Origin of the sequence: Aeromonas sp. 600774, assembly GCF_049175075.1 — a bacterium.
GTDB lineage: Bacteria > Pseudomonadota > Gammaproteobacteria > Enterobacterales > Aeromonadaceae > Aeromonas > Aeromonas veronii_A.
In genome coordinates this window covers 65,975-91,149 of sequence record NZ_JAAKUJ010000007.1, presented here as the reverse complement: position 1 = coordinate 91,149, position 25,175 = coordinate 65,975, and the positions used below count along the sequence as shown (strand labels likewise).

Below are 25,175 nucleotides of genomic sequence, written 5' to 3'. Positions count from 1 at the left end.
TATGAACAACAGGCCCCCGGACCGTCTCGCTGTCCGGGGGCCTGTTTGTTATGCCTGCTCTTGCTGCGGTTTGATGGGACCTACGAACAGAGGACGGGTCTGGTGAGTCAGATCCGGCTGATAGCCGTTGAAGAAGAGGTTGAGCAGCACCGAGCTGATGGTGGCCAACAGAATACCGCTATGAAAAAGCGGTTGTAGCTGCGCCGGAAGCTGCTGGAAAAAATTCCCGGAGACCGTCGGGATCATGCCAATTCCAAGACTGATGGCGACGATATAGAGGTTGTGACGGTTGCTGTTGTAATCGGTGCGCGCCAGGATGCGAATACCGGTTGCCAGCACCATGCCGAACATGACGATACCGGCGCCCCCCAGCACGAAGGGCGGGATGGAGGCGACCAGCACCGACATCTTGGGGATGAGGCCAAAGGCAAGCAGGATCCCCCCCGACATCACGCAGACCCAGCGACTCGATACTCCGGTCACGCTCACCAGACCGATATTCTGGGAGAACGATGTGTGGGGGAAGCTGTTGAAGATCCCACCAATGATGGTGCCTATGCCATCCACCCGCAGCCCGCGCACGATATCACCGCGCCTGGCCGGATGGCCGACGATGTCGCCAAGGGCCAGAAACATACCCATCGACTCGATAAAGGTGATGAGCATGATGACTGTGAGGGTGGCGATGGAGATGGGATCGAAGGTGGGCCAGCCGAAGGCGAAGGGCACTATGGGGGCAAACCAGGCTGCCTCGCCGAGGCCGTCGAGGCTCACTTCGCCCATGGCGATGGCCACCACGAAGCCGAAGATGATCCCGAGCAGCACCGAAATATTGCTGAAAAAGCCCTTGGTGAAGCGGGTCACCAGCAGGATAAAGACGAGCACCAGAAAGCTGGTGCCGATGTAGCGCAGGCTGCCATATTCCGGATTGCCCTTGCCCCCCGCCATCCAGTCGATCCCCACCTGCATGATGCTGATCCCGATGGAGGTGATAACCACCCCGGTCACTACGGTGGGGAAGAGCGGCATCAGCCTACCTATCAGCGGCACTAGCAGGGTCGAGATGATACCGGCGGCGATGGTGGCGCCGAAGATGCCCGTCAGCCCCAGATCCGGGTTGGCTCCGATGGCCAGCATCGGCATCACGGCGGCAAAGGTGACCGACATGATGACCGGCAGCCGGATCCCGGCAAAGCGGCCAATCCCGACACATTGCAACAGGGTGACGATACCGCAGCAGAAGAGATCCGAACTGATAAGGTAGGAGATCTGCTCCTTGGGCAGCCCCAGACTGCCGCCGATCACCAACGGCACCGCCACGGCGCCGGCGTACATCACCAGCACATGTTGCAGGCCCAAGGTAAAGAGTTGGCCCATGGGGAGCATGCGCTCCACTTCATCCACCGGGCGCTTGCGCGTGCCCGGTCGGGGGGAGGGGGGGTTGGTCTCGTTCATGAACAGATCACTCCTTGAAGCCCGCGCAACTGCTACAGGCAAGATAGTGAAAGCCGCAGCTTTCCCGGTCATTGATCTCGTGTATTGACAGAGGTGCCAGATCCCTTTGCAGTGGTGAGAGGGATCCGGTGCAGCACGGGTCAGTGCACAAAACATGCACAATGCCGCTCATGAGCGAAAACGTTTGGCGATAACGCCTTGTTTTTGCGGGATGAGTCACATACCGGCCAGATAAGTGTCCGGCTGTTGGCAGGGGAAGGAGGTGGGGCATCTCAGATTGGTAAGGGATTTATCATTATCGGTCTGGCGATCTCACTTTGATAGCCAGGCACCAGAGCGTTGCTCGCAATGCTCCCCCCTGCATGTGACGGCGCTCGCGGGTCACAAGGCGCAATCGGGGGCGGGGGCGTGATCCAAAGCAAGAAAGTTGGATGTTTTGGTGGCGCGCGGGGCAGCCGCTGGGGTAGTTTCGATAAAACCGACACAGTTCCTGAGGTCTTATCCATGATCATCTATCTGCATGGCTTTGATGCCACCAGCCCCGGCAATCACGAGAAAGTGCTGCAGTTGCAGTTTATTGATGATGATGTGCGTTTCGTGCACTACAGCACGGTTCACCCCCGTCATGATATGAGCCATCTGCTCAAGGAAGTGAAAAAACAGCTCGATATGAGTACCGATCCCAAACCACTGATCTGCGGTGTCGGACTTGGTGGCTACTGGAGCGAACGGATCGGCTTTCTGTGCGGCATTCGCCAGGTGATCTTCAACCCCAACCTGCACCCAGAAGAGAACATGCAGGGCAAGATCGACCGGCCGGAAGAATATGACGATATCGGTACCAAGTGTGTAACTGAATTTCGTAAGAAAAATTCAGGAAACTGCCTGTGTATCCTTTCCGTTCAGGATGAAGTGCGCGATAATCGGGACACTGAACGTGAATTGAAGAACTATTACGACATCGTGTGGGATGAGCGCGAGACTCATAAGTTCAAAAATATCTCGCATCATCTACAGCGGATGAAGGCCTTCAAAGAAGCCTGATCCATCACGTCGACCGATTTCGTTTTAGGGAGCCAATGGCTCCCTTTCGTTTTGAGGAACCGAGGAAAATCATCATGATGAATATTGTCGTTGTAGGCGGCGGCGCCGGTGGCCTGGAGCTTGCTACCAGTCTGGGTCGCAAGCTTGGCAAAAAGAACAAGGCCAAGATCACTCTGGTCGATCGCAACCGCACCCACCTGTGGAAACCCTTGCTGCACGAAGTAGCCACTGGATCCATGGATGCGGGCATCGATGCCCTGAGCTACCAGTCTCACGCCAAGAACCACGGCTTCGACTTCCAGCTCGGCACCCTGACCGACATCAAGCGCGACGAGAAACGCATCGTGCTGGCCCCGATCCACGACGACAATGGCGACATCGTGGTCAACGAGCGCGAGCTGCCCTACGACTATCTGGTGATGGCCATCGGTTCTGTCTCCAATGACTTCAACACCAAGGGCATCAAGGATCACTGCATCTTCCTGGATAGCCCCTCCCAGGCGCACCGCTTCCACAACAGCATGATGAACCGCTTCCTGCAGTTCGCGACCGAATATAAGCCGGGCGACAAGGTGAAGATTGCCATCGTCGGCGGCGGCGCCACCGGCGTAGAACTCTCTGCCGAGCTCTACAACGCGGTCGAGCAGCTCTACGCCTACGGCTTCAAGAACCTCACCACCGACAGCCTGAAGGTTACCCTGGTGGAAGCGGGCCCGCGCATTCTGCCGGCTCTGCCGGAGCGCATCAGCGGCGCCGCTCATCAGGAGCTGGTCAAGCTGGGTGTGGACGTGCGTACCGCCACCATGATCACCGAAGCGACCAGCGACGGTCTGCACACCAAGGATGGCGAGCTGATTGAAGCTGACCTGATGGTGTGGGCGGCCGGTATCAAGGCTCCGGATTTCATGAAGGATATCGCTGGTCTTGAGACCAATCGCATCAACCAGCTGGTGGTGAAAGAGACCCTGCAGACTACCCGTGACGAGAACATCTTCGTTATCGGTGACTGCGCAGCCTGCCCGCAGCCGGATGGCAAGTTCGTGCCGCCGCGCGCCCAGTCTGCCCACCAGATGGCCAGCCAGGCATTCAAGAACATTCTGGCCAAGATGAACGGCGGCGAGATGAAGCCCTACCTCTACCACGACCACGGTTCGCTGGTCTCCCTCAGCCGCTTCTCCACCGTGGGCAGCCTGATGGGTAACCTGATGCGCGGCTCCATGATGGTGGAGGGCTACATTGCCCGTCTGGTCTACATCTCCCTCTACCGGATGCACCAGATCGCCCTGCACGGCTACGTCAAGACCGGCCTCATCATGCTGGTGGGTCGCATCAACCGGGTACTGCGCCCGACCCTGAAGCTGCACTAAGCCGGGATTTGGCATAATTCGGAATAGCAAAAGGAGAGGCGATGGCCTCTCCTTTTTTATGGGCGCAGATCAGGAACGAGAGAGCTACTTGCCCAGATAGGTACGGTCGAAGAAGGTATTGACCCAGTGAGGGCGGTAGATGGCCAGCACTGTCATCGCCATGCCGTTGAGCAGAGCTTCGGGGAACAGCAGCAGTGGCCAGATGGAGAGGTAATCCGCCGTGATGGTGTGCCAAGGGTAGCTGTCACTTAGCCCCATCAGCAACGCACTGGCGGCCACCTTGACCGAGATGGTGATGGCGCCGCCGAGAAAGGCGGCCACGAAGATATAGACAAAGAGATGGCGCGGCAGCCAGGCCCAGCTGGCCAGAAACAGCAACCAGCTGGTGGCTACCGGCAGGGCGATGCCAACCAGTGCCTGCCAGCCAAAATCGGCCAGATTGGTGACACCGAAGTAACCGAGCACCAGCAGGGTCAGGCAAGGGGCGAGCAGTGCCAGCCGCCAGCCAAGCAGCAGGGTGAGGGAGGTGAGCCCGAGAAAATGGACCTCCAGCCCCTCATGCAGACCGGCCCTTAGATACCAGAGCGGCACCAGCGCGATGGCACTACCCAGCAACAGGTGCTGATAGAGGGGGTTGTCATGGAGGGTCTGCCACAGGGAGCGGCGCAGGCTGAAGGCCAGCAGTACCAGCCAGATCAGGAGGGCGGCGAGTTGTCCTTCACTCATCTTGTCGTCCATTCATGCAGTAGAGTCCGGGCGGCCTTCCCGACCGCCCCATAGCAGAGCAGGCTGACGAATCAGCCTGCTTTTACCATCAATATTTGACGTTGTTGTGGTACTTGCCGAGGATGCCCTTGACCCGTTCCATGGTCTCCTTGCTGGGGGGCTTGATCCCGCTCAGCTCGTACGGGTCGCCCAGCACGTCCCACTTGTGTTTGCCGAGCTCATGGTAGGGGAGCAGCTCCACCTTCTCCACGCTCTCGCCCAGCTCGGCGATAAACTGACCCAGCCCTTCGGCGCTCTCGTCGTCATCGCTCCAGGTCGGCACCACCACGTAGCGGATCCACATGGTCTTGCCTTTGGCTGCCAGATAGCGGGCAAACTCCAGGGTGTATCTGTTGCTGACGTGGGTCAGCGGAATGTGTTTCTCGTCATTGATCTGTTTGATGTCGAGCAGCACCAGATCGGTCTGGTCGAGCAGCTTGTCCACCTGTTCGTCGAGATGACGGACGAAGCCGTTGGTGTCGAGACAGGTGTGGATCCCTTTCTCTTTGCAGGCGGTAAAGAGTTCGGTAATGAAAGCCGGTTGCAGCATGGCTTCACCGCCGGACGCTGTCACGCCACCGCCGGAGGCATTCATGAAGTGGCGATAGCTGGTGATGTCACTCATCAACTCCGGTACGGTCACTTCGCGGCCACCTTCGGTATCCCAGGTATCGCGGTTGTGGCAGTACTTGCAGCGCATCAGGCAGCCTTGCATGAATACGATAAAGCGTATTCCCGGGCCATCGACAGTGCCGCAGGTTTCGACGGAATGGATCCGGCCAACGGTGCCGTGAGCTCCGGCTGGCTGGCTGATTTCAACGGCAGGGATCCGATTAATGACAGACATAAACAACTCCAACGATTCGAGCAGGCCGTCATTTTATTACATAAACCCCTATTGATCCTACACCTTTAGTCCGGCGCCCGGCTGCCAAGCAGCTGCTCCAGCCCCTTGACGGTGAGCGGCCGACTGGTGAGAAACCCTTGATAATGCTGGCATCCCAGCGCTTTGAGGATGGCCAGCTGCGCCTCCTCTTCCACCCCTTCGGCGGTGACGGTAAAACGGAAGACCTGGGCCAGATCGAGTATCGCCTTGACGATGGCTCTGTCCTGTTCGCTGTGTACCAGGGTCTGAATGAAGCTTCTGTCCAGTTTCACCTCGTCGGCGGGCAGATCCCGCAGATAGGCCAGCGACGAGTAGCCGGTACCGAAGTCATCGATGGAGATGAGGATGCCGAGCTCCTTGAGCTGGCGCATTCTGGCAATACTCTCCTGCCGATTCTCCAAGACTACCGATTCGGTCACCTCCAGCAGCAGGCGGGAGGGGGGCACACCGGTATCGCGCAAGATGTACTCCACCTGTTGTACGAAGCCCTGGGTATGGAACTGGCGGGCACTGACGTTGACCGATAGATGGGGGATCTGCAGGCCACGGTTGAGCCAGAAGCTGTATTGGGCGCAGGCGGTCTTCATCACCCAGTAGCCGATTTCGAGGATCAGGCTGGTCTCTTCGGCGATGGGGATAAACTCCCCGGGCGGCACCATGGTGCCGTCGCTGCGCTGCCAGCGCAGCAGCGCCTCGATGCCCGACAGCGAGCCATTGTCGACCCGGTATTGCGGTTGATAGTGGAGTTGCAATTCGTGGTGACGCAGGGCATCGCGCAGCTCATTGGTAAGGGTCAGCCGGTTCTTCTCGTGCTGGGCCATCGCCTCGGTAAAGAACACGTAGTGGCCCTGACCGGCGCGCTTGGCCATGTGGGTCGCGGTGTCGGCCTGTTGCATCAGGACCAGATGATCCGTCTCGTTGCCGGAGAAGAGGCTGATCCCCACCGAGGCGCTGCAGTGCAGTTTGTGATCGCCGATGTCGAACGGGGTGCGAAACAGCCCCATCAGCTCGCGGGCGAAGTGCTCTGCCAGAATTTTGGCGGTGACTTCCCCTTGTCCCAGCTGGGTAAAGAGCAGGGCAAACTCATCCCCCGAGATACGCGCCTGCACCAGATTGTCCTGGGGCAGCTCCCTGAAACGCTGCACCACGGACTGCAGCAACAGATCGCCGCAGGCGTGACCGAGGGAGTCGTTGATCGACTTGAAGTTGTCGAGATCCACCAGCAACAGGGCGCCCCACTGGCCGTTGGAGGCGCTCAGGGTCTGCTGCAAAATATGGTTGAGGCTGCGGCGGTTGTGCAGACCGCAGAGATCGTCGTAGTAGGCGAGCTGCTCGATATGTCTGGCCGCCTCTTTTTCCTGGGTGATGTCGTAGAAGCTGCAGATAAAGTGGCTGAGCTCCCCCTGCTCATCCTTGACGCCGTTCACCATCAAGCGCACCGGAAAGAGGTGCCCATCCTTGTGCAGACAGCGCTCTTCACCGAGCCAGAACTCCTGCTCGTTGACGGTGCGGCTGACATCTTCCTTGAGATGATCCCCGTAGTAGGTGGGACGCAGCTTGCGAATGGAGTGACCGATCACCTCTACCTCGCCAAATCCGGTGATCCGGCTGAAGGAGTGGTTGACCTTGAGGATGATGCCGTTGTGATCCATCACGATCAGTCCATCGTGGGTATTGAAGGCTACTTCCGCCAGCCGCAGGGCGTCGTCGGCGGCGAGGCGCTTGAGCTCGATGGCGGCCCGCTCGTGCTGGCTGCTCAACAGATCCAGCAGAAGCTCTGGCTCTTTCAGTGGGGCGTCGAGCAGCAGGGTGATCTGCCCCATGACGGCACCGTGCTGGTCATGAAGCGGGATACCGATATAGGTGTCGGCCTTGAGGGCCAGCAGCCGGGTCGCTTTGGGATAGCGTACGGGCAGATCTTCCACATAGATGGCCTGACCGTGCTGGAACAGCTCCTGAGCGGGGCCGGGGTCGAGCTGGATAGGCTTGAGGGTGGAGCAGATCTCCTCGTTGATGACGCAGCGGGGGATGATCCAGAGATCCTGACCGCGGGGCTGGAACTCGCCGATCCAGCCCACCCGGGCACCGCTGGCGCTCATGGCCCAGCTTACCAGCGTCTTGCAGTAGTCGATGCCGGTCTGCTGGTGCAGCTCGGGCGGGAGGGCCAGCTCGGCGCGGTGCTCTTCCGGTTGCGGTTGCCAGTGGCCGAGCAGCTGGGCGCTGCTGCGCACCAGCTGCAACATCTCCTCGCTAAGCGGGGTGGGATCGATATACTCCAGACTCAGCACCCCGAACAGCTTGTCCTGCTCCAGCAGGGCACCATCGAGGCGTGAGCGCACACCGGCACTGGTCAGATAGAGGTGATTGCTCAGCATCGGCTGGTGGGCCGCTTCCGAGAAGCTTAAGGATTTGCGGGTACGCAGGGCGCGGATATAGCGGCTGTCACCGCGAATGGGGTAGAGCGCCTCGACCCCCAGGGTGAACACCGGGGTGAGTTGCTCGCTGCCGAGATCGCCGTTGGCCTGATAGTGCCAGAGTATGAGCCGATCGGCCCCCAAGCTCTCTTTAAGGGCTTCGAGCAGGGGCGCATACTGTTGCTGGCTCGCCATCTGGCTGAGGCGCGGCAGTTGCAATGCAAGATCGGCGATGGGCTCCTGACGAAGGTTCTGCAGACAGATGAGCCAGAAGCCATCCTGCTCGTGAGCGAGTGCGATATGCCAGAGCTGGCTGGCAAAGCGCACGGTGATCTTGCCGCCATGGCCGTTGGCCAGCAGTTGTTCGATGGGCAGGCGCAGGGCATCGGGCAGCTGGGCAGGCCAGGGGGCGCGCGGTTCGTCGAGCCAGTAGAGCGGGGTTTGCATCACGTCGGTCAGGGCGACCAGCCGTTGACTGCGCAGGTCCAGACGGAAAAAGAGTGGCGTCTGGAGGGCAGGAGGAAGATGACTGAGTGCGGTAGACGACATGAACAAACAACATCCTGTTAAGCAACCGTCGGGGTTGCAAGAATACTGCAAAATGGTGTGAAACAAAATTTCATTGAATTCTAAATTAGAAAAGTCTAATTTATTGCCCATTATCATGTATGAGGAGTCTTGCAGATGAAACGGATCCTGATTATCGGTGGTGTCGCGGGGGGCGCATCGGCGGCGGCTCGTGCTCGTCGTTTGAGTGAAGAGGCAGAGATCGTGATGTTCGAGCGGGGCGAGTTTGTCAGCTTCGCCAACTGCGGTCTGCCCTATCACATCGGGGGCGATATCCCCGACCGGGATGCCTTGCTGCTGCAGACTCCCCAGAGTTTCAAGCGCCGTTTCAACGTCGATGTGCGGGTCTTCCACGATGTGATTGAGATCGACAAGGCGGGCAAGACCTTGCTGGTGCGCAACCTGCAAACCGGTGAAGAGCAGCGCGAGCATTACGATGTGCTGCTGCTGAGCCCGGGGGCTGCGCCGATCCGTCCTCCCTTCCCCGGTATCGACAGCCCCCATGTCTATACCCTGCGCAACATCCCGGACATGGATCGCATTCTGGCGGCTCTGCATCACGATCAGCCGCGCCACGTCACAGTGGTGGGCGGCGGCTTTATCGGGCTGGAGATGATGGAGGCACTGCACCAGCGCAAGCTGGATGTCACCCTGCTGGAGCTGGCCGATCAGGTGATGGCGCCGGTGGACAAGGAGATGGCCAACATGCTCCATGCCCGCATCCGGGAAGAGGGGATCGACCTGCGCCTGCGCACCGGCCTCACCGCCATCGAGAGTCTGGATCTGCCTGCCGAGAAAACCTCCGCCGTGCCGACCGCCAAAAGTGGTGGCCTGCGCCTGACCCTCAATGACGGCTCCCATCTTGATACCGGTCTCTTGATCCTCGCCATCGGCGTCAAGCCGGAAACCCTGCTCGCCGCCAAAGCGGGGTTGGAGCTGGGCCCGCGGGGCGGCATCAAGGTGGATGCCGGGATGCGTACCTCGGATCCCTTCATCTATGCGGTGGGGGATGCGGTGGAAGAGATTGACTTCGTCACCGGCGAATCTGTGCTGATCCCGCTGGCGGGCCCGGCCAACCGGCAGGGGCGCATCGCCGCCGACAATATGCTGGGCCGAAGCGAAACCTACAAGAAGACGCAAGGGACCGCCATCTGCAAGCTGTTCGATCTGGCGGTGGCCAGCACTGGCCTCAACGAGAAGCGACTGGTGCAACTGGGATTGCCCTTCGAGAAGGTTTATGTCCATCCGGGCAGCCACGCCGGTTACTACCCGGGCGCACATCCGGTCAGCCTCAAGCTGCTGTTTGCCCCGGATGGCAAGATTTATGGCGCCCAGGCCATCGGCAAGGATGGCATCGACAAGCGCATCGACGTACTGGCGGTGGCCCAGCGTGCCGGTCTCACCGTGTTTGATCTGCAGGATCTGGAGCTCACCTATGCGCCGCCGTTCGGGTCGGCCAAGGATGTGATCAACATGGCGGGCTTTGTGGCAAGCAACCACCTGAAGGGGGACACCCTGCTCTGCCACGTGGCCGAGGTGCAGGCTCGTAACCCCCATCAGCTGGTGGTGGATGTGCGCAATGGCCCCGAGCTCGACAAGCTGGGCCGCATTCCGGGGGCGCTGCATATCCCCCTCGACGAGTTGCGTGGCCGCCTCCATGAGCTGCCCAAAGAGAAAGAGCTGCTGATCAGCTGTCAGGTCGGGCTGCGTGGTCACGTCGCTTGCCGCCTGCTGAGCCAGCACGGCTTTAAAGTGAAGAATCTCTCCGGCGGCTTCAAAACCTGGCAGATGGCGACCGCCGAGTAACCGTTTTATTTCTGTGCCTGTTTGCCCCTCTCCCTTGTGCGTGCAAGATGAGGGGCTTTTTGTTTCTGCTTTTCGCCCTTCTTGCATTCCCTTCGTTGCTGCAATATTTCGACACACTTTATTTTCTGTGCCGGACAAAATTAACGTTTTGTTCAGGGGATGGGTGCTATAACCCCTGCCTCGTTCATGATGAACCGTGTAGTAGGGAGAGTGACATGCTGGATATGCTGATGGCCATTTGGCATCAGGATTTTGACGCCCTGGTTCAGATGCAGGCGGTACCCCTGCTGATCAGTTGCCTGATGCTGGTACTGCTGCTGGAGTCCGCATTCGTCTTCCTGCCCCTGCCGGGGGACAGCCTGGTACTGCTGGCCGGTGGGTTGGTTGGCATGGGGGTGTTTGGCCCCGAAGTGACTCTTGTCTATCTGCCGTTGGCTGCTGGCATAGGTTCCGTGCTCGCCTACTGGCAGGGACGGGCCCTGCAGCGCACCCGCTTTATGGATCATATCGAACGGATGTTGCCTCCCGACAGCCTGCCCAAGGCGACCCGGCTGCTGAAAAAGTACGGTTTTCTGGCGATGTTCTCCTCCCGTTTTATCCCGTTCGTGCGGGTGCTGACCCCCATGTTGATGGGGATTGGCCGCCTGAGCGTGCTGCGGATGTGCGTGGCCAGCTTTGCCAGTGCCTTTATGTGGGCGCTCTGCCTCAGTTTGGTGGGCAAGCTGGCGATGAATACCCCCTTCTTCCTCCACCACAGCGAACTGTTGACCCGGGCCCTGCTGATTACCTCGCTGGTGCTGTTTCTGGCGGCCGTCATGGCCATCCTGTTTCGCTGGTTCAAAGGTGGAGCAAAAAACGAGACCAGCCACGACTAGATGACAACCCTTGCCGCACTGGATCGGTGGGCAAGGGGGTTCTCGTGCTGCTGGGGGGCGGAATTGTGTCCATTCGGGTAATGAGCTTTGTGTCGGGTGAGCAGGATGCCTTATCCTGTTTCCAGCCACGCTGCGTTTGCAGCGCTCCAACTCGGGATGGAACCTATGCGCCTCTTCGACTCTCCCTCTGCTTCTCACCGCTCTATCGCTGAAACCGGCGCTCTGCGCCGCCGCTGGTCAACCCTGCTGCTTTGCGGGGTAGTCGGTTTGCTGTCTGGCTGCGGCCCTGACAAACCCACCAGCCAAGTACCGACCACAGAATCTACAGCCCAGCAGGAGGCCGGGGCGCCAACTTCTGTAGTGCAGGCCAATGCCCGCCAATATCGCGATGCGCCGGCACTGGCGCTGGTCTTCTCCGGCTCCTTGGTGCCCAAGGCCAATTGGCAGAGCTGGCTCGGGGTCAGTGAGGGGGGCAAGCAGGTGCAGGGGGAGTGGATCTTGGCCGACGATGGTCGCACCCTCTATTTCCCGAACGTTCAGCCCGATAAAAGCTATGAAGTGAGCCTCAAGGCGGGGCTGGGCCCATCCCCTCAGAGCTGGACCCTCAAGACCCGGCCGCTGGAGGCGGGGGCCTCTTTTACCGCCAGTGGCATGGTATTGCCGCTGCGCGACGAGCTGCGCCTGCCCATCAGCGCGGTCAACGTGGACGAGGTCAATATCGACTTCTTTCGGGTCGATGCCGAATATCTGCCCCGTTTTCTGGCGGAATATCGCCCCGGTGCCGGCATGGGCAACTGGGAGCTTGAGCAGATCACCCAGCGGGCCAAGCGGGTATTCAGCGGCCGCTATGGGCTGGAGCTCGATGCCAACCGGCGCGAGACCCGCCTCATCAATGTGAAGGAGCCGCAGCTGGCGGAGGCTGGTGTCTACTTTGCAGTGATGTCGCCCCTTGGCAACTACGACTGGCGCAAGGAGACCACCTATTTTGCGGTGAGCGACATGGGGCTCAGTGCCCGCCGTTACCGCGATGAGCTGGAGGTGTTCGTCAGCTCCCTGGCCAGCGCCGACCCGCTCAAGGATGTGCAGCTCTCCCTGCTCGACGAGAAGGGCAACCGGCTACAGGTGCAAACCACCGATCCCCAGGGTCATCGCCGCTTCGATCAGGTGCAGGGGGCTCGCCTGCTGCTGGCCGAGCAGGGCAGCCATCTGGCGGTGCTGCGCCTCGATGGGGCGGCGCTCGATCTCTCCACCTTCGATCTCGGTACCCAGCCCTGGCAGGCCCAGCAGCTCTATCTGTTCAGTGGGCGCGACCTCTATCGCCCCGGCGAGCGGCTCGACAGCGAGATCCTGCTCAAGGGGCAGGATGGCCAGCTGTTGCCCGGCATGGCGGTGGAGCTGGAAGTGAAGCAGCCGGACGGTCAATTGCTCGAACAGAAACGGCTGCTACCCGATAGCCTTGGCGCGGCCCACTACGGTCTGCGCCTGCCGGATGATGCGCCGCTCGGGCGCTGGAGCATCAACCTCAAGACCGCCGCTGGCAGCCGCTTCGAGTGGCCCTTTTTGGTGGAGGAGTTCTTGCCGGAGCGGCTCAAGCTGCAGCTTGGCAAGGGGCCGGATGGGGAAGTCACGGATCTGGGCGCAGCCCTGACGCTGCCACTGCAGGGGGACTATCTCTACGGCGCGCCGGCCAGTGCGACCAAGGCGAAGGCGGAGGTGAAGATCAGCCGCGCCACCATGCCCTTTACCCAGTGGCAGGAGTTCACTCTGGGTGACGTGCTGCTCGCCGAGCTGGCCAGGGATCTTGAGCCGCTGAATCTCACCCTCAATGCGCAGGGGCAGGGGACTTTTTTGCTTGCTGATGAACTCGATGGGGTGCGCGCCCTCGGGCCACTGGAGGTGGCCTATCGGGTGTCGCTCTCCGAGCCCGGCGGTCGCGCCGTCAATCGCAGCCGCACCCAGTATGGCTGGCCTGCAGGCAGCCAGTGGCCGGCGCTCAAGGCCGATTTTGTGGCGGATCGGGTAGAGGGGGGCAAGCCGCTCCCCTTCCAGATCCTCAACCTCGATGAGCAAGGCCAGCCGGTGGCGGGGGCGGTGAAAGTGCGCCTCATCAACGAGTACCGCGACTACTACTGGCACTACGCCGATGGCGAGGGGTGGAAGTACGAGTTCAACAGTCAGCCCTATCTGGAGCAGGAGCAGACCCTGCAGCTGGATGGCAAGGGGCCGACCCCGCTCACGCTGCAGCTGGCGGCGGGCTGGTATCGGTTGGAGGTTGAGAACAGTCAGGGCCATCAATCCAGCCTGCGGGTGGAGATCGGCAGTTACGCCTGGGGCGGTGGTGGCGAGCAGGCACGGCCTGACAAGATTGCCATCACTCTCGACAAACGCGCCTATCAGGCGGGCGACAAGGCCAAAGTGACTCTGGTAGCCCCGCGCCCCGGTAAGGGGTTGCTGCTAGTGGAAGATGGCGACGGCCTGCGCTGGTGGCAGCGTATCGAGCTCAAGGGGGCCGGTGGCGATGCCAAGGACGCCCGCGGCGAGTTCGAGATCCCGGTCAGCCCCGAGTGGCAGCGCCACGATCTGCACATTTCGGCCCAGATCGCCGCGCCAGACAGCGCCTCCAAACCGGTCAGCAGCCAGCAGGGACAGAGCCTGCGCTCGGTCGGGCTGGTGCCGCTCACCCTGGACCGGGAAGCGCGCCGTCTGCCGCTCACCCTGAGCGCGCCTGATAAAGCGGTGCCGCTTACCCGGCTTGAAGTGACCGCCACCTCCACCCCCAATAGCCAAGGCCGTGTGGTACTGGCAGCGGTGGATCGGGGCGTGCTCAATATCAGCGATTATCAACCCCTCGACCCGTTCGAGATCTTCTTTGGTCGCAAGCGCTTCGCCCAAGATTTGTTCGACAACTACGGGCAAGTGATCCCGCCGCAGGATGGCAAGCTGGCCCGCCTCAATTATGGGGGTGACCGGGCGCCGCTGAAAAAGGGTGGCGCGCTGGAGAGCCGGGTCGAGATCGCCGCACTGTGGAGTGGCGAGGTGAGCTTTGATGAGAGTGGCAAGGCGGTGATCCCGCTCGATCTGCCCAACTTCAACGGCGAACTGGCGCTGATGGCGCTGGCCTGGAACGAACAGCAAGTCGGCGAGGCCGAGCGTGCCGTCAAGGTGGTGGCGCCCCTGGTGGCCGAGATTGGCTGGCCGCGCTTTGGCGCCAGAGGCGATGAGACCCGGGCGCTGGTGCAGCTGCGCAACATGAGCGGCGAGGATCAGACCCTCTCCCTTGCCTGGACCCTCAATGGCGGGCTTAAAGCAAACGGCGAGCTACCCCGCACCCTGGCCCTTAAAAATGGCGAGGAGCAGTGGCTGACCCTGCCGCTCACCGTGACCGGGGCAAGCGGCGTGGCAAGCCTGCAGTTGGCGGCCAGCGGCAAGGATTTTGCCATCAGCCGCGACTGGACTTTGCCGCTGCGCTCTCCCTGGCCGGCCGAGACTCGCCAGCGCTACCAGATGCTGGCTCCCGGCCAGCAGATGAGCTTTGCGCCAGCTGAGCTGGTCGGGCTGGATCGCGCCAACCTACAGGGGCTGCTCAGCCTCTCCGGCACTCCCCCCTGGGATCCGGCAGCCCAGTGGCAGGCGCTGGCCGACTACCCCTACGCCTGTCTGGAGCAGACCCTGTCACGGGCCTGGCCCTATCTGCTGACCACGGCGGATGAGCGGGCCGCCTGGAGCAAACCCGCAGAGGGCAAGAAAGCGGCGAGCGAGTCAGATGTGCAACGCGCCCTGCTACAGCGGCTGCAGCGGTTGCAACTGCCAAGCGGTGGCTTTGGCCTGTGGGATGGTCGCTCCGACGAGGAGCAGTGGCTCAGCGCCTATGCCGCCGACTACCTGCTGGCGCGCAAGGAGGCGGGCGACGCAGTGCCGGAGGCGATGCTCAATCAGTCTTTGAACCGGCTGCAAAGCTATCTCACCGACAGTCAGTACGGCGAGCGCTGGAGCAGTGCCCCCGAGCACAGCCGGCTGGCCTATCAGGCATACAGTGCCTATGTGCTGGCCCGGGTGGGCAAGGCACCGCTCGCTACCCTGCGCCTTGTCTGGGAGCAGCAGGCCGATCACGCGCGCTCCGGTTTGCCGCTTTTGCACCTCTCGCTGGCGCTCTCGGCCATGGGGGATGAGCAGAATGCCGCCAAGGCCCTCAGCCGGGCATTGGCGACCGAGCGCGGGGATGACTATTTGGGTGATTACGGCTCACCGCTGCGCGATCAGGCCCTTGAGCTCTCCTTGCTGCGCCAGCACAAGCTGGCTGCGGAACGCTGGCCTGATCTCAGCGCCAAGGTGGCCGATACCCTGGCTCACCGTCAGTGGCTCAGCACCCAGGAGCGGCTCGCCCTGCTGCGACTCGCCCGCTTCGATCCGGCCGTCGACTGGCAGGCCAGGGTAACCTCCTCTCTTGGCAGTGGATCCCTGAGCGGTTCGGTTCCGCTGCAGCAGGGTGCCCCCGAGGCACTGGCGGCGAGCACCGTCACCAACGAGGGCAAGGGATCCCTCTATGTGCAGCGCACCCTGGTCGGTTACCCCGAGCAGGCGCCGGCACGGATCAGCATGGGAATGAGCGTGACCCGCAGCTGGTTCAATAGCGACGGTCAGCCGTTTGATCCCGCCAAGGTGAAGGTGGGCGATCTGGTGGTGGTGCGGCTCAACGTCAGCAGTGAGTCGGCGGTGCCCGATGCCCTGCTGGTGGAGATGGTGCCCGCCGGCTTCGAGCTGGAGAACCCGGCCCTTGGCAACAGCATCAAGCTGGAAGAGCTCTCCATCGAGGGGAAACCGGCGTGGCAGAGCGAGTGGAACGACTATCTCAAGCATCAGGAGTTTCGCGATGACCGCTACACGGCGGCGCTGGATCTGAGCGAGGGGAGCAACCAGCAGCTGGTCTACCTGATGCGGGCGGTGACGCCGGGTCGCTATCAGGTGCCGCCGACCCAGGTGGAGGATATGTACCGCCCCGAGCTGCGGGCTGTGGGTGAGGATATCCATGAGGTGATCATCTCTGAGTAACATTCCCTCCCTTGAGCGGGTTCGCCCGCTCACTTTCTGGCAGCGTGGCTGGCTGAAATTAGGGCGCAGCGGCCGCGCTGGCTGGCACTGGCTTGGTGGCCTGCCACGCTGGCTGCGCTTTTCGGTGCTGGGCGTTGTTGCACTGCTCCTGTCATTGCTGGCGCTGGATCGACTCTTCCCGCCGCCACCGCTCGACCCTGCCTACGCACGGGTGGTGCTCGACATGAAGGGGCGACCACTGCGCGCCTTTGCCGATACCAGCGGCGTGTGGCGCTATCCCGTGACCCTGGAGCAGGTCTCCCCCCGCTATATCGAGGCGCTGCTGGGCTACGAGGATCGCTACTTCTGGCGTCATCCCGGGGTCAATCCGGTGGCCATGGTGCGCGGGGTCTGGCAGTGGCTGCGCTATGGGCGGGCTGTATCGGGCGGCTCGACCCTTACCATGCAGGTGGCGCGTCTTATCGAGCCCTACCACCGGAGCGTGCCCGGCAAGCTGCGCCAGATGGTGCGTGCGCTGCAACTGGAGTGGCACTATGACAAGCGCACCCTGCTCACCGTCTACCTCAATCGGGCGCCGTTTGGCGGCAACCTGGAGGGGGTGCAGGCGGCAAGTTTTGCCTATCTCGGCAAGAGCGCCGCCAAGCTGACCTATGCCGAGGCTGCGCTGTTGGCGGTGCTGCCCCAGGCTCCCAGCCGCAACCGGCCGGACCGCCATCCCGAGCGGGCCCGCACCGCCCGTGACAAGGTGATGCAGCGACTGGTAGCGCAGGGTGTCTGGCCCGAACAGGCGTGGCTGGAGGGACGCATCGAGCCGGTGCTGGCCCGAGGTCACTTCACGCCGATGGAGGCGCCGCTGTTTGCCCGCCTTGCCGCCGATAATCAGGCCGGGGCGCTGGTGCACACCACCATAGACGGCGATCTGCAGCGTTGGTTGGAGGGGCGGGTGGCGAGCTATATCCGTCGCTTCCCCGAGCAGACCTCAGCGGCGTTGCTGTTGGTAGATAACAAAACCATGGCGGTGCGCGCCTATGTAGGCAGCGCCGAGTATGGCAATTTGCGCCGCCACGGTTACCTCGACATGGTGCAGGCGATCCGCTCTCCCGGCTCTACGCTGAAGCCCTTCATCTACGGTCTGGCCATGGATGAAGGGTTGGTGCACTCGGCCTCCTTGCTCTCCGATGCGCCAAGGCTGGGGTCTGACTATCGTCCCGCCAACTTTTCCGGCGCCTTTCAGGGGCCGGTGACCCTCGCCCAAGCGCTGCAGCAATCCCTCAACGTGCCTGCGGTGCAGGTGCTGGAGGCGCTCGGGCCGGACAAACTGGTCAGCCGCCTCGACAACGCCGGAGTGCGGCTGGCCCTCTCCGACAAACCCAATCCGGCCATCGCGCTGGGGGCGGCGGGCATTCGGCTCGAGCAGCTGGTGGCGCTCTACAGTGCGCTGACCCAGCAGGGGCAGGTGGCCATGCCGGTCTGGCTAGCGGGGCAGCGAGCGGTGTCGCGCCCCTTGCTGAGCCCGGGGGCAGCTTGGATCATCTGGCAAATATTGAGCGCGCAGGGGCGGGCGGATCAACCCTTTGCCAGCGAGGCGACCGGCCGGGTCAACCGGCTGGCCTGGAAGACCGGCACCAGCTATGGCTATCGCGACAGCTGGGCGATGGGGGTCTCCGGTCGCTGGACCATCGGCGTCTGGCTTGGTCGCCCCGACGGTACCTCCATGCCCGGTTTTTACGGGCAGAGCGCGGCGGTGCCGCTGCTGCTCTCTGTCTACTCGCGGCTGGCTGACAACAGCCCCCTGCCGGCACAGCCCAATACGGTGAGCGAAGCCGAGATCTGCTGGCCGCTGGGGCGCAAAATGAACTCGACCCTGCCTGAGGCCTGCTTGCAGCGTCAGAGCGCCTGGTTGCTGGAAGGGCGCGATCCTCCCACCTTGCCGGATCCCATGGACTGGCCCTCGCCGCTGCGGCAAGTTGCACTCACTGCCGAAGGCAAGCCGACGCTGACCCGTTGCCCCGATGCTGCACAATCCGGTTTTTGGGCACTCTGGCCGTTGTCACTGGAGCCTTGGCGGTCCCCCGGCGAGCGGCGGCAGGCGCTGCTGGCCAGCAGTTGTGCAGGGGAGGGGCAGAGCGCCGAGCTGCAGGCTCCCATTCGCATCGTGGCGCTGGGGGAGGGCAACCTTATCCGCAGCCAGCGCTACCGGTTGCAGCCCAAGGTGCTTGGGGGGGTTGGCAAGCCGGCCTGGTTTCTCAATGGCCAGCGGCTGCGCTGGGACGGGGATCAGGTGCTGAGTGTGGCGGGGCGCTACCAGCTGGTGGTGGTCGATGAAGCAGGCAACAGCGATCGTATCGAGTTTCGCGTGGTGCATCCTGACAGTGATGCCGGCACCATCATCCGTTGAGCATTATGCCGACAGCCATTGAGGTGAATGTAATTAACTATTTGAAATGCATTAATGTTTGATGCATTAAATTAATTTATGAATAATTGCTGATTCATTCAAATCCAATCGGGAGTTCTCTTTTGCTGCGTGTTTTTTGTCCCTTGCTGGTGCTGATGAGTTCGGGTTGTGCCACGACCAATAATGGTGATCACCATGTTGCTCCTGAACGTACCGGGTTCTATTCACCTTTCGAACCCGCTTCCGAGAGTTTTGTACGTTGTTATCAGAAACAGTTTGCCTGTACTCCTTCCAATATCCGTCGTGACAGGGCGATGGAAGCGCGCCGTGACGCACAAGCGCGGGCCAATCACCGGGGTGATGATTGGTAGGCCGCAGATAACGAGAGGGGTTGGCGGATGCCAACCCCTTTTTCATTCCGCCAATTCAGCCCGGTTGGCGCAGATGGCCGAGCCGGGTGAAGAAGTGCTGGCTCTTGCGTTGGTGAAAGTGGCTCTTCTTGATGGGATGGAAGATAAGGTTGCTTTCGGGGTGGCTCGCCTTTAACTGATGGAGCATCGCCACGGCGGGCAGGCAGGTGCTGACCAAGGTGGTGAGTGGCATGCTGAGGGTCTCGGGGCCGAGCAGTTGATTCAGTCCTTGCCGAGCCTGCTCAAAGCGGGTCAGGGCCGCCGGGTCGGCATAGCCGCTACCCAGCGTGGCGAGCAGGTTGTCTAGGGCCAGATGAAATTCGGCCAACTGCTGGCGAAAGCCGCTGCGCCCACGCAGGGCAATCAGCTCTGCAAACGGAATGTCGACCAGGTGAGTGGGCACTTGCAACGGGATCTCGAGGTGGAAGCAATCCTGCCCGCCGCGATTGTGGTAGCGGGATTCGAGCAGGTGGAGCAGGCGGTCGAGATAGTCGTGATCGGTAATGAGCGCCCCGTCATTGGCGAGTGCCCACTCACGGGCAAGGCGCATGGAGAGCAGATTGGCAAAGCGCCGGGCCATTCTGATCCCCCCCTCATCCCGGGTCGCAAAGCCGTGAGCCAGACAAAAGTCGTGCAGCCGCTCCAGCCCCGCCTGAGCCGGGCAAAAGCAGTCGTGGTTGGCCTCCTGACGCCAGCGACCAATCAGCTCCTTGTTGCCAAACACCTTGTGACGGACGAAATCGGGGGCCACCAGGCCGCTTATCTGGCTCTCCAGTTGCGGGGTAATGGCGGCAAAGAAGGCGGCATCGGGCCGCTCGGCCAGCAGATCGGTCTGCTGTTGAAGGGTATCGAGCAGGGCGGTGAGGCCGCTCTTTTCGCTGACGGTGAAGACGAAGGCGAGCCGCTCCAGATAGAGCAGGGCAAATTTGAGCCAGAGCTCGTCGCGTACCTCCATGCCGGGGTAGTAGATATAGGTCTTCATCGGATCAGTCTGTTGCAAAAATCTGGCGAGGCGCAGGGTCGGGAATATACGCAAGATTGGCGCTGCACGGCAAACATTGCGTGGGGGAATGTGAGCAAACGCTCATCCAGTAGGCGCTGGTCACAAAGTTCTGATATAATCCGCGCCTTTAAATCAAGGTCACCCGAGTCATTACCATGAAGTTCATTATCAAGCTGTTCCCGGAAATCACCATCAAGAGCAAGTCGGTTCGCCAGCGCTTTATCAAGATCCTGCAGGGCAATATCCGCAACGTCCTGCGCCGCTTCGACGACGATGCCCGCGTACGGATGGATTGGGACAAGCTGATTGTGAGCTCCCGCAATGACCAGTTCCGCGAGCAGGCTATCGAAGCCCTGGCTTGCATCCCGGGCATTCAGGCCTTCCTCGAGGTTCAAGCCAGCAAGTTTACCGATCTGCACGACATCTTCGAGCAGGTGAAAGCCGTGTGGGGCGAGCAGCTCAAGGGGAAAACCTTCTGCGTGCGCGCCAAGCGCCACGGCAAGCACGAGTTCTCCTCGCTGGAGATTGAACGTTACGTGGGCGGTGGTTTGAACCAGCAATGCGAAAGCAACGGCGTGCGCCTCAAGAACCCGGATGTGAAGATCAACCTCGAAATCGATGGCGAAGAGCTCTACATCGTCAGCGCCATCCATCAGGGCCTGAGCGGTATGCCCATCGCGACCCAGGAAGATGTGCTGAGTCTGCTCTCCGGCGGTTTTGACTCCGGCGTTGCGTCGTTCCAGTTCATCAAGCGCGGCTGCCGGGTGCACTACTGTTTCTTCAATCTGGGCGGTGCGGCCCATGAGATCGGCGTCAAGCAGGTGGCCTATCACCTGTGGAACCGCTTCGGTTCATCCCACCGGGTACGTTTCACCGCGGTGGACTTCGAGCCGGTGGTCGCCGAGATCCTCGAGAAGATCGACAACGGTCAGATGGGGGTGGTGCTCAAGCGGATGATGATGCGTGCCGCCGCCAAGGTGGCCGATGAATTCCAGATCCCGGCGCTGGTGACCGGCGAGTGTGTGGGTCAGGTCTCCAGCCAGACTCTCACCAACCTGAACGTGATTGACCGGGTGACCGACAAGGTGATCCTGCGCCCGCTTATCACCTGGGATAAGCCGGATATCATCAGTGAAGCCCGCCGCATCGGCACCCTGGAGTTCGCCGAAACCATGCCGGAGTATTGCGGTGTCATCTCGAAGAAGCCGACCGTGAAGGCCGAGCTCTCCCGCATTGAAGAGGAAGAGGCCAATTTTGACTTCTCCATTCTGGACAAGGTGGTGGCCGAGGCCCGTTACCTCGATATCCGCCGTATCGGTGAAGAGACTGCTGCTGAAGTGCAAGAGGTGGAAACGACCCAGGTGCTGGGCGCTGACGAGGTGATCCTGGATATCCGCTCTGCCGATGAACACGATGAGAAGCCGCTGGTGGTGGAAGGTCGTGAAGTGCTGCATATCCCCTTCTTCAAGCTGGCCACCGCCTTTGGCGATCTGCCCAAGGAGAAGACCTATCTGCTCTACTGCGATCGCGGCGTGATGAGCAAGTTGCAGGCGCTCTATCTGAAAGAGAAGGGCTTTGATAACGTCAAAGTTTACCGTCCGTAATTTGGCACTCAATCGCCTATAAAAAGGCTATGCACCCATTACGTTACATGTTGCATGGGGTGCCCAAGCACCTCATGCAAACACACATTGATATTCACCTCCTTCCCGTCATGTTCCAGTATTCTGCGCCAACCCATAACTAAACAGCTAGCCTCCGACGACGATAGATAAGGGCATGACGTTTCCGATGGCTTCGGCATTCATCTGCTCTTACTGAAAACCTGCATAGTCCTGCTCCACCATATAGTTAGTGCGATGTAAACCGGCCCGGTCCCCGGATTCGCTCTCTGTCTCCTGGCTGTCTTGTCGTGCCAGGTAAGCCCCGTAGCCTTTTGAGCAACTCAAGGAAGAAGGTCTCATCGACTTCAGCAATGCCCTCTTCCCGTGTGGCTTGATACTTGGCCATCGTACGCAGAGAGTGGGGACGTCAGCGCAAAGCGGTATGTTTGTTGACGTCGTAGCAACACAGACCTGTCTTGCGGACGGTCAATCTCTGGCTTACATATCGTCTTCCCAGCACTGCGCTTTGCGCAATCTGGTAAGGGGGGAGCTGTATAGAGCTGGTGTGTAGACAGTACTGGTTTTATTCAAACTTAATTTTTCGACATGCCATTGGGACAGTGTTTGTCCTGAGCACTTGGCGCGGAGACGCATGAAAAAGCCGACTCATTGAGTCGGCTTTACGGTGCAGAGAATGGTCAGGCTGTGACGGTGTCTGCTTTCGCGACTTCCGCTTCCGGTGCGGGGTTGCGGATGAGGTAATCGAACGCCCCCAGCGCGGCAGTGGCGCCAGCACCCATGGAGATGATGATCTGCTTGAACGGTACCGTGGTGGCATCCCCAGCGGCGTAGACGCCGGGCAGTGAGGTCGCACCCTTGGTATCGATCTCGATCTCGCCAAAGCGGGTCAGGGCAATCTCGCTCCCTTTCAGGAACTCGGTGTTCGGTACCAGACCGATCTGGACGAAGATGCCAGCCACCGCCAGGTGTTTGATCTCGCCGGTAGTGCGATCTTCGTAATCCATACCGACCACCTTGCTGCCATCACCGATCACTTCGGTAGTGCGGGCACTCATGATGATGTCGATATTGCCCATAGAGCGAGCCTTCTTCTGCAGCACTTCATCGGCGCGCAGGGTGTCAGCGAATTCCACCACGGTCACATGCTCGACGATGCCAGCCAGGTCGATTGCTGCCTCGATGCCGGAGTTACCGCCACCGATCACTGCAACCCGCTTGCCTTTGAAGAAGGGGCCATCGCAGTGCGGGCAGTAGGCCACGCCCTTGGTGCGGTACTCGAGTTCGCCCGGCACGTTCAGGTCGCGCCAGCGGGCACCGGTCGCCAGGATCACGGCGCGGCTCTTCAGGGTGGCGCCAGAGGCGAGATCCACGTTTACGTAGCCATCCTTGCTGATGGCGGCAGCGCGCTGCTCGGTGATCACTTCCACGCCGTACTGCTTGACGTGCTGCTCCAGGCTCGCGGCCAGCTTGGGGCCTTCGGTGTAGGGCACGGAGATAAAGTTCTCAATGCCGACGGTGTCCATCACCTGACCACCAAAACGCTCGGCGACGATGGCGGTGCGAATGCCTTTACGGGCGGCATAGATGGCTGCTGCGGCGCCAGCCGGGCCACCTCCGACAACCAGAACGTCGTAGGGATCTTTCTCATTCAGCTCGGCGGCTTTGCGCTCTGCAGCACCGGTGTCGAGTTTGGCGACGATCTCTTCCAGCGAGATGCGGCCCTGGCTGAACGGTTGACCGTTCAAGTAAACATTCGGCACCGCCATGATTTGACGCTCATTGACCTCTTCCTGGAACAGGGCTCCGTCGATCATGGTGTGAGTGATGCCGGGGTTCAGGGTGGCCATCAGGTTCAGCGCCTGCACCACGTCCGGGCAGTTGTGGCAAGAGAGGGAGATATAGGTCTCGAAGTGGAACTCGCCCTTGAGATTGCGGATCTGCTCCTGCACGGCCGCATCGGCCTTGGAGGGGTGACCGCCGCTTTGCAGCAGGGCAAGCACCAGCGAGGTGAATTCATGACCCATGGGGATGCCGGCAAAGTGAACGCGCGGGGCTTGGCCCTGCGGCGCGATACTCATTGAAGGCGTGCGGGTGGCATTGCCAGAGGTCTGGGTGATCTTGGGGGACATTTCGGCGATCTCGCTGGCCAGCGCCAGCAGCTCTGCAGATTTGTCGCTGTCGTTGCCGGACACGCTGATCTCGATGGGATTGACGATGTACTGCAGATAGGTGTTCAGCTGTTGTTTGAGGTTGGTATCCAACATCTTCGAATTCCTTCTTGGTGATTGCGGGTCGGCATCTTCACAGGTCAAAAGCGCGCGATGGCGTTTCTGAGGGCCGGAAAGCAGACCGGCCCTTATGCGGGCCGGTCTTGGAAGCGGAAGGCTTAGATCTTGCCTACCAGATCCAGGGACGGGGCCAGGGTAGCTTCACCTTCTTTCCACTTGGCCGGGCACACTTCACCCGGGTGGGAGGCGACATACTGGGCTGCTTTGACTTTGCGCAGCAACTCCAGGGCGTCACGGCCGATACCGCCAGCGTTGATCTCGACGATCTGGATGATGCCCTGCGGATCAATCACGAAGGTACCGCGGTCGGCCAGGCCGGCTTCTTCGATCATCACGCCAAAGTTGCGGGTAATGGTGCCGGTCGGGTCGCCAATCATCGGATACTGGATCTTCTTGATGGTGTCAGACGTGTCGTGCCAAGCCTTATGGGTGAAGTGGGTATCGGTAGAGACAGCGTAGATCTCGACGCCCAGCTTCTGGAATTCAGCGTAGTTGTCAGCCAGATCGCCCAGCTCGGTCGGGCAGACGAAGGTGAAGTCAGCCGGGTAGAAGAAGACCACGGACCACTTGCCTTTCAGGTCTGCGTCAGAGACCTGCACGAATTTGCCATTGTGGTAGGCGGTAGCATTAAACGGCTTGATTTCAGTGTTGATGTAGGTAGACATGTAATTGCTCCTTGGTTATGTACATATGCCTGTCTGGTGTTGAAGAGTCTTGCCAGACGAGGCGCTTAACTTTCGATGGATTCATCATAGGGGCTTCTGCTAATCGATAAAAGCCGCATTTTTGAATCGCTTAAATCTATTTATTAGATAGCTCACTATGGCTGTACCTAACATGAATATCTCTGGCCTACTGAGATAACTCCTTATCATGGTTCAATATCTGTGCGCTACATCGCCTTTTCAAGGCATGAGAAGAGGTGTGCAGAGGCATGGCGACGCGATGAGATAAACGGTGGAGCAAACAGGTGGCGCAGGAGGTTGAGGGAACTGGTCGCAGCGATGGAGATGTGCTGACAAGGGGGAGAGCAGAAAACGCGTATAAAAAAATCCCGGCGCTATCGCAACGACAGGGCCGGGTCATCAAACAAGGAATGGCTATATAAACAAATGCTTTACAGCAAAGACTAACTACGGGGTGTGCAAACTTGCAGACATATGAGAGGAAGAGGATGGGTGCACACTCCTTCATCTCCCCCTCGGCAACTATTGCATGAGGGG

At 60.6% G+C, this 25,175-nt stretch carries 14 protein-coding genes; 7 read left to right on the top strand and 7 right to left on the bottom strand.

Annotated features, from left to right (window positions below; genetic code table 11):
- Positions 1-48: 48 nt before the first annotated feature.
- Positions 49-1,455, bottom strand: coding sequence for a nucleobase:cation symporter-2 family protein (locus G5171_RS09365; RefSeq protein ID WP_421243962.1), 1,407 nt, complete (start codon positions 1,453-1,455; stop codon positions 49-51).
- Between the two features lie 504 nt (positions 1,456-1,959).
- Here G5171_RS09365 and ycfP point away from each other — a divergent pair.
- Positions 1,960-2,499, top strand: a complete 540-nt coding sequence (gene ycfP, locus G5171_RS09360; protein WP_005334000.1) for an alpha/beta hydrolase YcfP — start codon at positions 1,960-1,962, stop codon at positions 2,497-2,499.
- Between the two features lie 74 nt (positions 2,500-2,573).
- Positions 2,574-3,866, top strand: coding sequence for an NAD(P)/FAD-dependent oxidoreductase (locus tag G5171_RS09355; protein WP_216979035.1), 1,293 nt, complete (start codon positions 2,574-2,576; stop codon positions 3,864-3,866).
- Positions 3,867-3,950: 84 nt separating this feature from the next.
- Here the strand turns inward: G5171_RS09355 and G5171_RS09350 are convergent, their stop codons facing one another.
- From G5171_RS09350 to G5171_RS09340, 3 genes are all read right to left on the bottom strand, one after another.
- Positions 3,951-4,592, bottom strand: coding sequence for an energy-coupling factor ABC transporter permease (locus G5171_RS09350; RefSeq protein WP_005361550.1), 642 nt, complete (start codon positions 4,590-4,592; stop codon positions 3,951-3,953).
- Between the two features lie 88 nt (positions 4,593-4,680).
- Positions 4,681-5,478: a pyruvate formate lyase 1-activating protein gene (gene pflA / locus G5171_RS09345; RefSeq protein WP_005333994.1), complete on the bottom strand. Its 798-nt coding sequence runs from the start codon at positions 5,476-5,478 to the stop codon at positions 4,681-4,683.
- 65 nt (positions 5,479-5,543) lie between these two features.
- Positions 5,544-8,480, bottom strand: coding sequence for an EAL domain-containing protein (locus G5171_RS09340; RefSeq protein ID WP_421260082.1), 2,937 nt, complete (start codon positions 8,478-8,480; stop codon positions 5,544-5,546).
- Between the two features lie 135 nt (positions 8,481-8,615).
- On the opposite strand from G5171_RS09340, the gene G5171_RS09335 reads away from it, so the two are divergent.
- The 4 genes from G5171_RS09335 (at position 8,616) to pbpC (ending at position 18,626) form a co-directional block, all read left to right on the top strand.
- Positions 8,616-10,304 (top strand): FAD-dependent oxidoreductase, encoded by a 1,689-nt coding sequence (locus tag G5171_RS09335; protein ID WP_005344666.1) that lies wholly within the window; start codon positions 8,616-8,618, stop codon positions 10,302-10,304.
- Between the two features lie 215 nt (positions 10,305-10,519).
- A complete protein-coding gene (locus tag G5171_RS09330) occupies positions 10,520-11,179 on the top strand; it encodes a DedA family protein (RefSeq protein ID WP_005353037.1) in 660 nt (219 codons plus the stop codon).
- A 165-nt stretch (positions 11,180-11,344) separates the two neighbouring features.
- On the top strand, positions 11,345-16,228 hold the full coding sequence (locus G5171_RS09325) for an alpha-2-macroglobulin family protein (RefSeq protein WP_421260081.1): 4,884 nt from the start codon (positions 11,345-11,347) through the stop codon (positions 16,226-16,228).
- A gap of 1 nt (position 16,229) precedes the next feature.
- The gene (gene pbpC / locus G5171_RS09320) at positions 16,230-18,626 is read left to right on the top strand and encodes a penicillin-binding protein 1C (RefSeq protein WP_421260120.1); all 2,397 of its coding nucleotides are present in this window, start codon (positions 16,230-16,232) and stop codon (positions 18,624-18,626) included.
- A 426-nt stretch (positions 18,627-19,052) separates the two neighbouring features.
- Here pbpC and G5171_RS09315 read toward each other — a convergent pair whose 3' ends face one another.
- Positions 19,053-20,018, bottom strand: coding sequence for a hypothetical protein (locus tag G5171_RS09315; protein ID WP_421260119.1), 966 nt, complete (start codon positions 20,016-20,018; stop codon positions 19,053-19,055).
- Positions 20,019-20,194: 176 nt separating this feature from the next.
- On the opposite strand from G5171_RS09315, the gene thiI reads away from it, so the two are divergent.
- Positions 20,195-21,643: a tRNA uracil 4-sulfurtransferase ThiI gene (gene thiI, locus G5171_RS09310; protein ID WP_421260080.1), complete on the top strand. Its 1,449-nt coding sequence runs from the start codon at positions 20,195-20,197 to the stop codon at positions 21,641-21,643.
- A 698-nt stretch (positions 21,644-22,341) separates the two neighbouring features.
- Here thiI and ahpF read toward each other — a convergent pair.
- Positions 22,342-23,928 carry an alkyl hydroperoxide reductase subunit F gene (ahpF, locus tag G5171_RS09305; protein ID WP_005344672.1) on the bottom strand — a complete coding sequence of 529 codons (1,587 nt, stop codon included), beginning with the start codon at positions 23,926-23,928 and terminating at the stop codon, positions 22,342-22,344.
- A 122-nt stretch (positions 23,929-24,050) separates the two neighbouring features.
- A complete protein-coding gene (gene ahpC / locus G5171_RS09300; RefSeq protein WP_005344674.1) occupies positions 24,051-24,617 on the bottom strand; it encodes an alkyl hydroperoxide reductase subunit C in 567 nt (188 codons plus the stop codon).
- Positions 24,618-25,175: the final 558 nt, after the last annotated feature.